Raw genomic sequence first — 12,481 nt, forward strand, 5'->3', positions numbered from 1 at the left:
CCCGCGGAACCCCAAACGGGCGACGGTGTGCGGAGACGTCGTTCGGGCCGGTCGGCCTGCACTTCCGGACGCCGAAGGCCAACGGGCCGCCACCGCCTCGGCCGAAGGGCGGGCAGTCACGGCGCCGCCCAGTCCGATGAGGTTCCGTGCCCGACGGCAGAGGCCGACCCACGCCCGTCCGTGTGCCACCCACGGCCGGTCCCCGTTCATTCGTCCCCCTCGCCACAGCCCTTCCCCGTGCGCGTGTCCTCCCGCGCGGCCCGGCCACCTCGGGTGTCCCTCTTCTCCGCCGCGCGGCTGCGGGCGCCTTCACCCGGCCTGGACGAACCGGGGCGAGTGCGGGTGCGACCTGCGCCCGTCTGTCGCGGACGGGCGCCCTCCGGCCGTGGCCGCGGCACCTCGGGATCGTCCCCGGTGCGCGGACGGTGGCGACGACGTCGGGTTTCGGAGGCGTCGATCGGCTCTTGGTCGGCGCCCGGACCGACCGGAGCAGTGTCGGCGCCCGGATCGACCGGAGCGGTGTCGGCGCCCGCTGCCGTGCTGTCCGCCGGCTCGCGCCTCGCGCGTTCCGTACGCAGGCAGCGGCGGATCGACTCCGGGTCAAGGCCCTCGTTGCAGGCCTGGTGCAACAGGCGGGCGAAGAGGTAGTCGACATCCGCACCCAGTGCCATCGCCAGGGCCTCCCGCGCCTCCAGGTCGTCGCCGGTCGACCAAGCGACCCAGCCGGCCAGTGTCAAGGGGGCGGCAGCGTGTTCGCCGTACGGGCCGACGCAGCGGCGGGCAAGGGCTCGCCACAGGCGCAGAGCGGGTCCGGCCTCGTCGCCCTCCATCCAGGCGGCCGCTCGGTCGCGGGTCGTGCGGTCCTGCAGTCCGAGGATCAGCACCGCGGCCTCGTCGTGGGCGAGCATGGCGTCGTCACGGAGGTCCGCCTGGTGGATGCCGGACACCGGGGTGGCGGCGGCGTACCGGCTCATGATCCGCTCGGCGAGGGCGAGCGTCTCCTCGGCCACCTCCGCGCGCGATGCGTCGTCGAGGATACGGGGCACCAGTGCCATTCCGGCCTTGTCCAGGGCGATCTCCTGTTCCAGCGCGGCACCGGTCTCCCGGGGCTGCAGCCTGGCCTGGAGCTCGCGCAGGGTGCCTCGTACCTGGATCCCGGCGTAGGTGGCGGCGGCGGCGAGCACGGAGGTGCCGGGCAGGCCCATGGGGGCGCCCTCGGGGGGACAGCACTCATCCGCCGGGCAGCAGTACGACCAGAAGCGGCCTTCCGAGACGCACAGCGCCTCGATCACCGGAACGTCGAGGCGGCCGCACTCGGTGCGCAGCAGGTGGGACAGTGGTGCGAGCCGGCGCATGACGTCCCTGCCGGTTTCACCGGGCGCGGGTTCCTGGCAGACGTAGGCGACCATCTGCTCGGGGCGCGCTCCGCGGCGCTCGCTGCCCGTCATCAGGCCCTGGGCCAGCTGGCGCGCGGCCGATTCCCAGTCGTCCTTGTTCGCGGGGATGCCGAGCCGGGCCCGTCCGCCGAAGCGGCCGCGGCCGCCACAGTCGTGCAGGGCCACCAGCACCATGCTGTCCTCGGGACGGTACCCGAGCAGATAGGGCAGTGCGTCGGCCAGTTCGGCCGGGGTGCGCAGGGTGATCTGGGTGTCGTGGGCGGATCGGCCGAGGGGCGCCGCACCTCCTGTGATGTCGCCGTTTTCGGAGGGTCCAGTGGTTTCGCTGTGATTCGTCATGCCGCGACGATCTCGCGGATTTTGGGGTTCCGGTTGACCTGTGGATAAGTCGAATCAGGGACACGACAAAGCCATCTCGCTCGTCCACAGTTCGCCCGGCTGTCGGTCCCGTCCTGTTGTATGGGGCGCATGGAGCACACGAACAACGCGGAACTCCGGACGCGGGCGGACGCCGTCCTCGCCCGTCTCGTCGGCGACGACACGGGCACGGCCCGGTTGCGCGAGGACCAGTGGCGGGCGATCGAGGCACTGGTCGCCGACCGGCGCCGGGCCCTGGTCGTCCAGCGCACCGGCTGGGGCAAGTCCGCGGTGTACTTCGTGGCGACCTCGCTGCTACGGGCCGCGGGCAGTGGCCCGACGGTCATCGTCTCCCCGCTGCTCGCGCTCATGCGCAACCAGGTGGGCGCCGCGGCCCGGGCCGGCATCCACGCCCGCACCATCAACTCCTCCAACACCGAGGACTGGGAGGCCATCCAGGCAGAGATCGCGGCCGGCGGCGTCGACGTCCTCCTCGTGTCCCCGGAGCGCCTCAACAACCCCGACTTCCGCGACCAGGTCCTGCCTAAGCTCGCCGCGGCGACCGGTCTGCTCGTCGTGGACGAGGCCCACTGCATCTCCGATTGGGGCCATGACTTCCGGCCGGACTACCGGCGGCTGCGCACGATGCTCGCCGACCTGCCGCCGGGTGTACCGGTGCTGGCGACCACCGCCACGGCCAACGCGCGTGTGACCGCCGATGTCGCGGAGCAGCTCGGCACCGGTGGCGGCTCGGACGCGCTGGTGCTGCGCGGTCCGCTGGACCGGGAGAGCCTGAGCCTGGGTGTGCTGAGGCTGCCGGACGCCGCGCACCGGATGGCGTGGCTCGCGGATCACCTGGACGAGCTGCCGGGTTCCGGCATCGTCTACACGCTCACCGTGGCCGCCGCCGAAGAGGTCACCGCCTTCCTGCGGCAGCGCGGGCACGCTGTGGCGTCGTACACGGGAAAGACGGAGAACGCCGACCGGCAGCAGGCCGAGGACGACCTGATCGGCAACCGCGTCAAGGCGCTGATCGCCACCTCGGCCCTCGGTATGGGCTTCGACAAGCCCGACCTCGGGTTCGTGGTGCACTTGGGCTCGCCCTCCTCCCCCATCGCCTACTACCAGCAGGTGGGCCGCGCGGGGCGCGGTGTCGAGCACGCCGAGGTACTGCTGCTGCCGGGCAGGGAGGACGAGGCGATCTGGGACTACTTCGCCTCGCTCGCCTTCCCGTCGGAGGACCTGGTACGCCGCACCCTGGACGTCCTCTCCCAGGCCGGTGGCCCCGTGTCGCTGCCCGCGCTGGAGCCGCTGGTGGAGCTGCGCCGCTCCCGGCTGGAGACCATGCTGAAGGTTCTCGACGTGGACGGCGCGGTCAAGCGGGTCAAGGGCGGGTGGATCGCGACCGGGCAGCCGTGGGCGTACGACGCGGAGCGCTACGACTGGGTGGCGCGGCAGCGCGCGGCCGAGCAGCAGGCGATGCGCGAGTACGCGGCCACCTCCGACTGCCGGATGGAGTTCCTGCAGCGCCAACTCGACGACGAGGGCGCGAAACCCTGCGGCCGCTGCGACAACTGCGCGCGGCCGCGCTTCACGGCGGACACCTCCACGTCCGCGCTGGACGCCGCACGGGTCGACCTCGGCCGCGCGGGCGTCGAGGTGGAGCCCCGCCGGATGTGGCCGACCGGCCTGCCGACCATCGGCATCGATCTCAAGGGACGCATTCCGGCCGGTGAACAGGCCTCGACGGGTCGGGCCCTGGGGCGGTTGTCGGACATCGGGTGGGGCAATCGGCTACGGCCACTGCTCGCGCCCCAGACGCCGGACACTGCCGTGCCGGACGATGTCGCCCATGCGGTGGTGGAGGTGCTGGCCGACTGGGCAAAGGGCCCGGGCGGATGGGCCCCGGGCGTGGCCGACGCGCAGCCACGGCCGGTGGGTGTCGTCACGGTCGCCTCGCGCTCCAGGCCCCGGCTGATCGAATCCCTGGGCGCCCGCATCGCGGAGATCGGCAGACTGCCCCTGCTGGGTTCCGTGGAATACGCGGGCGAAGCGCCACGCGTCTCGCGCAGCAACAGTGCCCAGCGTCTGAAGGCCCTCGACGGTGCGCTGACCCTGCCATCCGCACTCGCCGCCGCGCTCTCCGCGGCTCAGGGCCCGGTACTGCTGGTGGACGACTTCACCGAGACCGGCTGGACGCTGGCGGTAGCGGCGCGCATGCTGCGGAGGTCCGGGGCGCGCGGGGTGTTGCCGCTGGTCCTGGCCGTTCAGGGCTGATCGGCCCGGTGCTGTTGAATACGGCAACGGGTGCGACGTACGCATGTGCCGTAGTCGAACGTCCCAAAGCGCCTCCGGTGCCTCACTGGGTAGGGATATAAGCCACGCACCATCAGATAACAGTCGGTGGCCCCATTTGCTCGTTGCCGCATTCAAGTTCGACAGGAAGAATTGAGGTCCGCTCCCCGCACGGCTCGTCCGTGATCCGGTTGGGCCTTACTGCGGTGCGCGCTCCCCAATCCGATCTCGCCCGCTGTGTGGGCGCGTAGCCGAAGGGAGGAACGTGACCTTCGGATTCGCTCCGTCCTCGGCGGCATCGTTGTCGACATCCGCGTCCGCCGCTTCCGCCAGCCGTCTGCTCGAGCCCGCGGAGTGGGCCGATGCCGGAATACCGCTGCTCCGGAACCCCCGTGAGGTCGTCAGCGGGCTGCACGCCCGGCACCGCCCCAAGCCGGGGACGGCGATCGTGGCCGTCCTCGACCCGGAGGAACGGCTGTGCGCCAGCGCCTCGTTCACCCGGCTCTCGGCCCAGGCCGACGGCTGGATGTTCCGCAACGCGCTGCTGGCCCAGCTTCGCCGGGTCATCCCGCACGACCTGCGCCGCCGTACCCCGGTACGGACCGCCGTACTGCTCTACTGCCGCGAGGGGGACGCGCGTTGGACGGAGGAGGACGGTGCCTGGATGTGGGGGCTACGGGACGCCTGCACCCTGCACGGGCTGCGCTGCGGGGCCTACATCACCCTGACCCACGACGGCTGGCAGGTGCTCGGCGAGGGCCGCGGCGGAAGGCGTCCGAACGCCGACTCGCCTCCCGAACCCTTCGCGCTGTCCGAGGCCGCGCCCCTGCCACCGCGCACCGGAGGCGCGGCCTCCGAGGTACTGCGCCGCGCGGCCGCCCGCTGAAGCCGGCCCCGGCCCGGGGGCACCGGCCGAGCCCGCACCGTCCGGGCGCGGCGCCCCGCGCGTGTCATGCCGCCCGACCTGCTCAGCGGGTCGCTCGACGTGCTCCGGGCCGCCGAGGACGGCCCTTCGTCCCGTCGTGCCGTCACTCGGGCAGGTCCGGCCCGTTGCCCGCTCCGGATCCGCCGTCCGCCGAACGGCCGCTCCACGACGGTCAGTGCCCATCGCCCGACGTCCGGACATGCCGAAGGCACCACCGTGCGAGTCCGTCACTGCGGCTCCTTCGGTACCTCCGGAGTCCCAGAGGTGCCGGAGGTGGCTCAGACGCCTGCGCCCAGCACCGAGTTGATCCGCTGCGGGTCGCCGCAGACGATCAGCAGGGCACCGGCCCGGGAGAGAGCCAGCGGCAGGGCGGTGCCGGCGACGGCGTCGGAACCGCCGTTGAGGGCGACGACGACCACTGGGCGACTCGCGGCACGGGAAGCGACGGCGGCGTCCGTGTAGAAGACGTCGTCGCCCGCGTCGTGCTGCGCCCAGTAGGAGGCTTCACCGAAGGACAACTCGTGGTCGGCCCACGGATGCTGCGCGCCGGTGGTGATCACCAGCACGTCACCGGGGGCACGGCCTGAGTCGAGAAGCAGGTCCACTGCCTCCTCGGCCGAGTCGAGAGCGTTCTCGACCGATGCCGGGATCAGCTGGATCTGCGGGGCCGCCGCTGCCGCGGCGGGCACGACCGGGCCGGACGGGCCTGGCTTGGCCACCTCACGCGGCGTGCGCTGCACCGGCGGCGTGGGCCGCAGAGGGCCGGGATGACCGGGACGCGACGGTGCCGCCGGGCGGGGGCCGGGTACGGGACGAGGGGTCGGCGCGGTACGGCCGCTGGCCGGAGTGGCGCGGGGACCCTGGGCACTCTCGTGAATCTGAGGCTCCTCGGGAATGAGAGGCATGAGCTGATATTTATCAAACGTTGGTGCAGGTCACGTGAACTGGGTGGCACAACAGTGCGACTGGAACGTCAGAAGTCGAAGCCGAGCTGACCCTCGATCTCCGGAACGCTTCCCTCCGCCCAGCTGCGGACCTTCTTGAGGTGCTGCCACTGGGGCAGCGCATCAAGATACGCCCACGACAACCGGTGGTACGGGGTGGGCCCCCGCTCCTCCAGTGCGGCCTTGTGCACAGGCGACGGATACCCGGCGTTGTCCGCAAATCCGAAGTCTGCATGGTCGATACCCAGTTCGGCCATCATTTTGTCGCGCTGAACTTTGGCGATCACCGAGGCCGCGGCGACGGCCACGCACAATCGGTCACCCTTGATGACCGTGCGCACCTGCCACGGGGCACCGAGGTAGTTGTGCTTCCCGTCGAGGATGATCGCGTCGGGACGGACCGGGAGTGCCTCCAGGGCACGGACCGCGGCGAGCCGCAGCGCGGCCGTCATCCCGAGGCCGTCGATCTCCTCCGGCGAGGCATGACCCAGGGCGTAGGCCGTGACCCACGTCCGCAGCGCCTCGGCAAGTTCCGTACGCCGCTTGGCGGCCAGCAGCTTGGAGTCGGTGAGGCCCTCGGGCGGCCGGCGAAGACCGGTGACCGCGGCGCAGACGGTGACAGGGCCGGCCCAAGCGCCGCGCCCCACTTCGTCGACACCGGCAATGACCTTCGCTCCGGTCGTGGCGCGGAGGGAGCGCTCGACGGTGTGAGTAGGCGGTTCGTACGGCATGGCGCCCTTAGGGTACGCCGCACTGATCCCCGAACGACACCCCGGCCTACCCGACGGAACCGTGGGCCGCCGGAGCGGTGGATCAGGCTCGGTGCGACAGCAACAGCGGAAGCATGTAGTGGTCGATCATCTGCTCGACCTCCTGGTCGTTCCATTCGCTTCCGGAAATCTTGTTGCGATACATCATCATCGCCGGAATGGCGTCGAGGACATAGTCGTTGGCCGCGTCGGCGCGCACCTCCCCCCGCTCTATGCCACGGGCGACGATGTCACCGATCAGCTTGGTGGTCGGCCCTACGACGCCGTCGAAGATCACGCAATGGAACCGCTCGACCTGCGTCGGATCGCATTCGTGAATCACCGATCGCAGTGCGAAGCCGGGGCGCGAGAACATCGCGTCCCGGGCCTGCCGGCACAGGGCCAGCAGGTCTTCGCGCACACTTCCGAGGTCGGGGGCCTCCTCCAAACGTGGCAGACCGGCCTGCAACGCGTCGGCGACCAGATCCTCCTTGGAGGGCCAGCGCCGGTACACGGCTGCCTTCCCGGTCTGCGCACCTGCGGCGACACCCTCCATGGTGAGGCCGTTCCATCCGACGGTGCTGAGCTGCTCCAAGGCGGCGTCCAGGATCGCGCGTTCGAGGACCGCACCGCGCCGACGAGGGGAGGCCGCCTGAGGAGGAGCGGCAGTCCAGCGCGAGGTAACCATCTGAGTATCTCCAGCGAGCGAGAGGGAGCGGGGATTGCGGAGCGGGGAGAGGCGCGGCGCGCGACGACAAAGGGGGACGCGGCACGCGACGCGCAGTTAAGTGAACGCTTGCGTTCTCTACCGAGGACTCACTACCGTTGACGCGACAGTGAACGCGAGCGTTCACTAAAACCTTCGTGGGGGACCCATAGTGACAACCTCTCAACTGATACCTGATCAGAAACCAGGGGCGGCCCGTCGGCAGGGGCGCCCCGGCATCGCGCTCACCGTGATTGCCGCCTGCCAGCTCATGGTCGTACTTGACGCGACGATTGTGAACATCGCGCTCCCGCACATTCAAGACGCGCTCAAGTTCAGCACCACGGATCTCACCTGGGTGGTCAGCGCCTACACGCTCACCTTCGGCGGTCTGCTGCTGCTCGGTGCGCGGGCCGGTGACATCCTCGGCCGGCGCCGGGTGTTCATGACCGGCATCCTGCTGTTCACCTTCGCCTCGCTCCTCGGCGGTCTCGCCCAGGAGCCCTGGCAGCTGCTGGCCGCCCGCGCCCTCCAGGGCATGGGTGGCGCGATCGCCTCGCCGACCTCCCTGGCGCTGATCACCACCACCTTCCCGGAGGGCCCGGAGCGCAACCGGGCGTTCGGTGTCTTCGCCGCCGTCTCCGCGGGCGGCGGTGCCATCGGCCTGCTGGCAGGCGGCATGCTCACCGACTGGCTGGACTGGCGCTGGGTGCTCTTCGTCAATGTGCCGATCGGACTGCTGATCGTCGCCCTCACCCCGCAGTACATCAGCGAGTCCGAACGGCATCCCGGACGGTTCGACATCGCGGGCGCGCTGACCTCCACACTGGGCATGGTCTCCCTGGTGTACGGCTTCATCCGGGCCTCGGAGGAGGGCTGGCGCGACAGTCTGACCCTCGGCTCCTTCGGCGCCGCGGTGGTACTTCTGCTGGCTTTCGTCTTCATCGAGACCCGGGCGAAGGAACCCATCACCCCGCTGCGGATGTTCGCCGACCGCAACCGGTCCGGCACCTACGTGATCATGCTGAGCCTGGCCGCCGCGATGTTCGGCATGTTCTTCTACATCGTGCTGTTCGTGCAGAACGTGCTGGGCTACAGCCCGATCCAGGCCGGTCTGGCCTTCCTGCCCGTGACGGTGGCGATCGCCGTCGGGGCCGGGCTGTCGCAGCGGTTCCTGCCCACCCTGGGCCCCAAGCCGTTCATGATGACCGGCTCCGCGCTCGTGGTCGTCGGCCTCACCTGGCAGACGTTCATCAAGCCCGACAGCTCGTATCTCGGCGGGATCCTGGGACCCATGCTGATCTTCGGCTTCGGTATGGGCCTGAACTTCGTGACGGCGACCGTCACCGCGGTCTCCGGGGTCGCCCAGCACGAGGCGGGAGCGGCCTCCGGACTGCTCAACGCCATGCAGCAGGTGGGGGGTTCGCTGGGCCTGTCGATCCTGACCACGGTCTTCGGCTCGGCCAGCAAGGACGAGGGGAAGAAGCAGTTGCCGAAGTTCCTCACCGACGGTTCGCCGGAACAGAAGGCGGCGTTCGCCAAGTCCCACCAACTGCCCGCGCCCTGGGGACACGAGGTGCTCGCACACGGAATCTCGACCGCGTTCGTCCCCGCCGCCGTCATGGCCGCGCTCGGCCTGCTCACCGCGTGGTTGGTGATCAAGGTCCGCAAGAGCGACCTCGAAGCCCTCGCCGGCACGGCCGGCCCTGGACTGGGCTGACCCCACCGGGTCCGCGCGGAGCCGCGGATGGCCCGACCGCCGCCAGGGGACAGACGGCAGGGGCAGAGGTCCGGCCATCCGCACCACGGCCGGCATGGCCGCCAACACCATCAGAAGGAACACTCCGACCCACACCAGCGCCACCCCTCCCCCGGCGACTCCGCTTCCTTCTCCGCCGTCCACACTCGGACGGAGCGCGGAGCGGATGCCGGGAAAACGCCTGGTGGTCACGGAGAGTTCCCATTGGGCACAGAGAGTTTCGATCGTGCCCGGGACGCCGCGACCCAAGGCCCACAGGACCACCCAGACTCAGGTCGCACAGACCAAGAGAGCCTCGACTCGGGCGTCGCGGTGCACCCGTGATCACCCGCCGACAGCGGTTCCCGTCCTCGTAGGCACCCACTCCGGCAGCGCCTCCGTCCGCTCCGTCCATGCGGCCGGGGGCGCTCCCGCCTTGCCGGCCGCGAGCACGCCGCCGACGATGGCGCAGGTGGTGTCCACATCGCCGCCCACCTGGGCGGTCGCCCAGAACGCCGTCTCGTAGTCGCCGAGGGCACGCGCCGCCGACCACAGGGCGAAGGGGACGGTGTCATGGGCGCTCGTACGCCGTCCGCAGCCCAGGACGGCCGCGACGGTGCCGGCGTCGCCGTAGTCGAGCATGTCGCGGGCGCGCCGCAGGCCCTGGCCGACAGCGCTCTTGGGGACCAGCGCGACGACCCCGTCGAGGAGCGCCTCTGGGCTCGGCAGACCCCCGGGCGCCCCCGCCAGTGCCGCTGCCGCGGCAACCGCCATGGCACCGACCACCGCCTCGCGGTGCTGGTGCGTGGGGTAGGCCGAGATCTCGGCCTGGTGGGTGGCCTGCTCGGGATCGTCCGCGTACCAGGCACCCAGGGGCGCGATCCGCATCGCCGCGCCGTTGCCCCACGAGCCCCGCCCGTTGAAGAGCGCGGCAGCCAGTTCGCGCCAGTCCCCGCCCTCCCTGACGAGGCGGAGCAGCCGGTTGACGGCGGGGCCGTAGCCCCGGTCGAAGTCGTGGTGCGCGGCGAAGGAGTGGGCCAGCGCGTCCTGGTCGATGCGATGGTGGGCGGCGAGGACGGCGACGACCGAGCAGGCCATCTCCGTGTCGTCGGTCCACTGCCAGGGGCCCGGCGGCAGTTCGCGCCGCCGCAGCAGCGGGTAGTTCACCGGAACGAAGAACTGTGAGCCCAGGGCGTCGCCGGTCGCGAGTCCGCGCAGGCTGGCCAGGGCGCGTTCCAGGCGCCCGGCGTTCGAAGTGTCGGAGGGAGAGGTCATCTCGGCCAGCCTAGCCGCTCATCCAGTAGGGCTCCGGGTCCCGCCAGCGGTCAAAGGGCCGGTCGAGCGTGTACTTGCCGTCGTCCCCCAGAACGAGCATCCGCATCTCGGCGTTCCCGGGATTGGAGAGCGACTCGAAGTCCGCGACCGTCCAGTGGAACCAGCGCATGCAGAACAGCCGCATCGCCAGGCCATGGGTCACCAGGAGCACGTTGGGCGGATGGTCCGGCGCCTCGAAGCTGCGGAACAGGCTCTCCAGGAAGCCGCCGACCCGGTCGTACACGTCTGCTCCGGACTCGCCCTGGGGGAAGCGGAAGAAGAAGTGCCCGTACGCGTCCCGGTACGTCTTCTGCAGTCGTACGTCGTCACGGTCCTGCCAGTTTCCCCAGTCCTGCTCGCGCAGCCGGGGCTCCTCGCGCACGCGTATGAAGTCCGGGTCGAGATGGAAGGCGCGGAGGGTCTCGTGCGTGCGCCGGTACGGGGAGACGTACACGCTGACGCGCTCCTGGCCGAAGATCTCCCGGATGCGTTTCCCGGTCTCCTCGGCCTGTCGCCAGCCCCGGTCGGTCAGGGCCAGCGAGTGGTCGGGTTCCCGCTCGTACACGGAGTCGTCGACATTGCCGGTTGACTCGCCGTGCCGGACAAGGACGATGCGCCGTGGTCGTGCCATGCCAAAACCCTAGATCGAGTGACGGAAAGTCGAGCACTCGGATGGGCTCTATACGGCGTAGGTCACACAAATCGCGGGTTGGAGATTCATACGATCCAGCTCGGTTCGAGCTCCACGATGTCGCCCGTGAGGGCTGCGATGTCGGCCTCCGTCTGGGCTCGCAGCGCCAGCCGTTCCACCCGCTCGGTGCGGTACTTGCCGTGCTCGGCGGCCGACCGCCACATCGAAAGGATCATGAACTCGTGCGCCGGGGCCTCCGCGAACATGCCGCGGATCATGCCGGGCGAGCCGGCCATGGCCGGATTCCAGACCTTCTCCTGCATCAGCATGAAGTGCTCCACGCGCTCCTCGTGCACCCGGCAGAGGGCCACCCGGATCAGGTCGGAGTCCGTGAACCGCGGTTCGAAGCCGGTCTTCACATCGAACCGGTACTCGAACAACTTGACCTGCTGATCCTTGTACGTGCCGGACTGGGACGCGGCCAGACGGTCGTGCGAACGCGCCATGAAGGAGTCGTAGAAGGCACGGCTTTCCCAGAAGGCGAAGGTGTGCGCCACTCCCGGCCGCTGCCGACTCCAGCCCCCGCCCTGTCCGCGAAATCCCGGCTCCCCCGGAAGCCCCGCCCATTTCCGCTGCCCCCGCTCGAACCCGCGGCGGTCCACCACGGTGCAGCGAATCCACTTGACCAGCACCGCGCCATCGTAAGGCCATGGGACGTGGCGTCGGTCACGCTCCGGCGGAGATCACCCGCGCATGCACCCCCGCGCGCGTGGCACGATGGACAAAGAGCCTCGGCAGCCCATCAGTTGGGGCAGTGGATCTCCAGGGGGGAAGGGGACGCGTGATGAGCGGTTTCAGCAAGGCGCTCCGCAAGGTCGAGGTCGCGGTGAAGTGGGATCCCAGCCCGGCCGGGCAGCCGCCCACCGATCTCGACATCATTGCCGGTACCTACACGGCGGGTGACCCGTACGGGACTGCGGCCTATCTGGTGCACTTCGACAGCCGCTCGCCCGACGGCACCATCTTCCTCAACCGGGACAGCCAGGACGGCAAGGGTTTCGGCTGGGACGAGGTGATGACCCTGGAACTCGACCGGCTCGACGGCAGGTACACGCGCGTGGTGGTCGGAGTCGTCATCCAACAGCGGTCAGCGCACCGGACGTTCGTGAACGTCCTGAACCCGGAGGTGCGTGTCCGGGAGGGTTACAACGTGCTGGCCGAGGACGACTTCGGCTCGGTCCTCGGGGCGACGGCGGCCGCTGTCGCGGAGTTCGTGCGCGACGAGTCCGGCGACTGGAGCTTCCGGCCCGGCCTGCACGGCTTCGAGGACGACCCCGTGGTCTTCACACGTGCCATGGGCGGCCTCGGCCGGCCATGACGGCGAACCACCAGAAGCAGCGGTAAGGGGCGTCGGCCAAGGCCGAC

Annotated in this window: 11 protein-coding genes; 4 read left to right on the forward strand and 7 right to left on the reverse strand. The window is 70.5% G+C overall.

Annotated elements, in window-relative coordinates; genetic code table 11:
* Positions 1 to 206: 206 nt before the first annotated feature.
* On the reverse strand, positions 207 to 1,736 hold the full coding sequence (locus ABTY98_RS31510) for a DUF4192 domain-containing protein (protein ID WP_352224460.1): 1,530 nt from the start codon (positions 1,734 to 1,736) through the stop codon (positions 207 to 209).
* 129 nt (positions 1,737 to 1,865) lie between these two features.
* On the opposite strand from ABTY98_RS31510, the gene ABTY98_RS31515 reads away from it, so the two are divergent.
* Both ABTY98_RS31515 and ABTY98_RS31520 read left to right on the forward strand, forming a co-directional pair.
* Complete coding sequence (locus tag ABTY98_RS31515) at positions 1,866 to 4,031, forward strand: RecQ family ATP-dependent DNA helicase (RefSeq protein WP_352224461.1); 2,166 nt, start codon at positions 1,866 to 1,868, stop codon at positions 4,029 to 4,031.
* A 283-nt stretch (positions 4,032 to 4,314) separates the two neighbouring features.
* A complete protein-coding gene (locus ABTY98_RS31520) occupies positions 4,315 to 4,935 on the forward strand; it encodes a hypothetical protein (RefSeq protein ID WP_352224462.1) in 621 nt (206 codons plus the stop codon).
* Positions 4,936 to 5,252: 317 nt separating this feature from the next.
* Here the strand turns inward: ABTY98_RS31520 and ABTY98_RS31525 are convergent, their stop codons facing one another.
* The 3 genes from ABTY98_RS31525 to ABTY98_RS31535 form a co-directional block, all read right to left on the reverse strand.
* The gene (locus ABTY98_RS31525; RefSeq protein ID WP_352224463.1) at positions 5,253 to 5,879 is read right to left on the reverse strand and encodes a hypothetical protein; all 627 of its coding nucleotides are present in this window, start codon (positions 5,877 to 5,879) and stop codon (positions 5,253 to 5,255) included.
* A 68-nt stretch (positions 5,880 to 5,947) separates the two neighbouring features.
* Positions 5,948 to 6,649, reverse strand: a complete 702-nt coding sequence (gene rnhB, locus ABTY98_RS31530) for a ribonuclease HII (protein ID WP_352224464.1) — start codon at positions 6,647 to 6,649, stop codon at positions 5,948 to 5,950.
* A gap of 82 nt (positions 6,650 to 6,731) precedes the next feature.
* The gene (locus ABTY98_RS31535) at positions 6,732 to 7,355 is read right to left on the reverse strand and encodes a TetR/AcrR family transcriptional regulator (RefSeq protein WP_352224465.1); all 624 of its coding nucleotides are present in this window, start codon (positions 7,353 to 7,355) and stop codon (positions 6,732 to 6,734) included.
* Positions 7,356 to 7,545: 190 nt separating this feature from the next.
* On the opposite strand from ABTY98_RS31535, the gene ABTY98_RS31540 reads away from it, so the two are divergent.
* Positions 7,546 to 9,093 carry an MFS transporter gene (locus tag ABTY98_RS31540; protein ID WP_352224466.1) on the forward strand — a complete coding sequence of 516 codons (1,548 nt, stop codon included), beginning with the start codon at positions 7,546 to 7,548 and terminating at the stop codon, positions 9,091 to 9,093.
* Positions 9,094 to 9,456: 363 nt separating this feature from the next.
* Here the strand turns inward: ABTY98_RS31540 and ABTY98_RS31545 are convergent, their stop codons facing one another.
* The 3 genes from ABTY98_RS31545 to ABTY98_RS31555 all read right to left on the reverse strand — a co-directional run bounded on the left by ABTY98_RS31545 (position 9,457) and on the right by ABTY98_RS31555 (position 11,748).
* Positions 9,457 to 10,386, reverse strand: coding sequence for an ADP-ribosylglycohydrolase family protein (locus ABTY98_RS31545; protein ID WP_352224467.1), 930 nt, complete (start codon positions 10,384 to 10,386; stop codon positions 9,457 to 9,459).
* A 10-nt stretch (positions 10,387 to 10,396) separates the two neighbouring features.
* Positions 10,397 to 11,056: a histidine phosphatase family protein gene (locus tag ABTY98_RS31550; protein WP_352224468.1), complete on the reverse strand. Its 660-nt coding sequence runs from the start codon at positions 11,054 to 11,056 to the stop codon at positions 10,397 to 10,399.
* Between the two features lie 86 nt (positions 11,057 to 11,142).
* The gene (locus ABTY98_RS31555) at positions 11,143 to 11,748 is read right to left on the reverse strand and encodes a YdbC family protein (RefSeq protein WP_352224469.1); all 606 of its coding nucleotides are present in this window, start codon (positions 11,746 to 11,748) and stop codon (positions 11,143 to 11,145) included.
* Between the two features lie 122 nt (positions 11,749 to 11,870).
* On the opposite strand from ABTY98_RS31555, the gene ABTY98_RS31560 reads away from it, so the two are divergent.
* Positions 11,871 to 12,434, forward strand: coding sequence for a TerD family protein (locus tag ABTY98_RS31560; protein ID WP_352224470.1), 564 nt, complete (start codon positions 11,871 to 11,873; stop codon positions 12,432 to 12,434).
* The last annotated feature ends 47 nt before the right edge of the window (positions 12,435 to 12,481 follow it).

The organism is Streptomyces sp. NPDC096040, from assembly GCF_040303265.1.
GTDB lineage: Bacteria > Actinomycetota > Actinomycetes > Streptomycetales > Streptomycetaceae > Streptomyces.

Bases quoted from the DNA above. Each gene is read 5' to 3' on its own strand.
- ABTY98_RS31510 (WP_352224460.1), bottom strand. From the start codon at position 1,736: ATGACGAATCACAGCGAAACCACTGGACCCTCCGAAAACGGCGACATC.
- ABTY98_RS31515 (WP_352224461.1), top strand. From the start codon at position 1,866: ATGGAGCACACGAACAACGCGGAACTCCGGACGCGGGCGGACGCCGTC.
- ABTY98_RS31525 (WP_352224463.1), bottom strand. From the start codon at position 5,879: ATGCCTCTCATTCCCGAGGAGCCTCAGATTCACGAGAGTGCCCAGGGT.
- rnhB (WP_352224464.1), bottom strand. From the start codon at position 6,649: ATGCCGTACGAACCGCCTACTCACACCGTCGAGCGCTCCCTCCGCGCC.
- ABTY98_RS31535 (WP_352224465.1), bottom strand. From the start codon at position 7,355: ATGGTTACCTCGCGCTGGACTGCCGCTCCTCCTCAGGCGGCCTCCCCT.
- ABTY98_RS31545 (WP_352224467.1), bottom strand. From the start codon at position 10,386: ATGACCTCTCCCTCCGACACTTCGAACGCCGGGCGCCTGGAACGCGCC.
- ABTY98_RS31550 (WP_352224468.1), bottom strand. From the start codon at position 11,056: ATGGCACGACCACGGCGCATCGTCCTTGTCCGGCACGGCGAGTCAACC.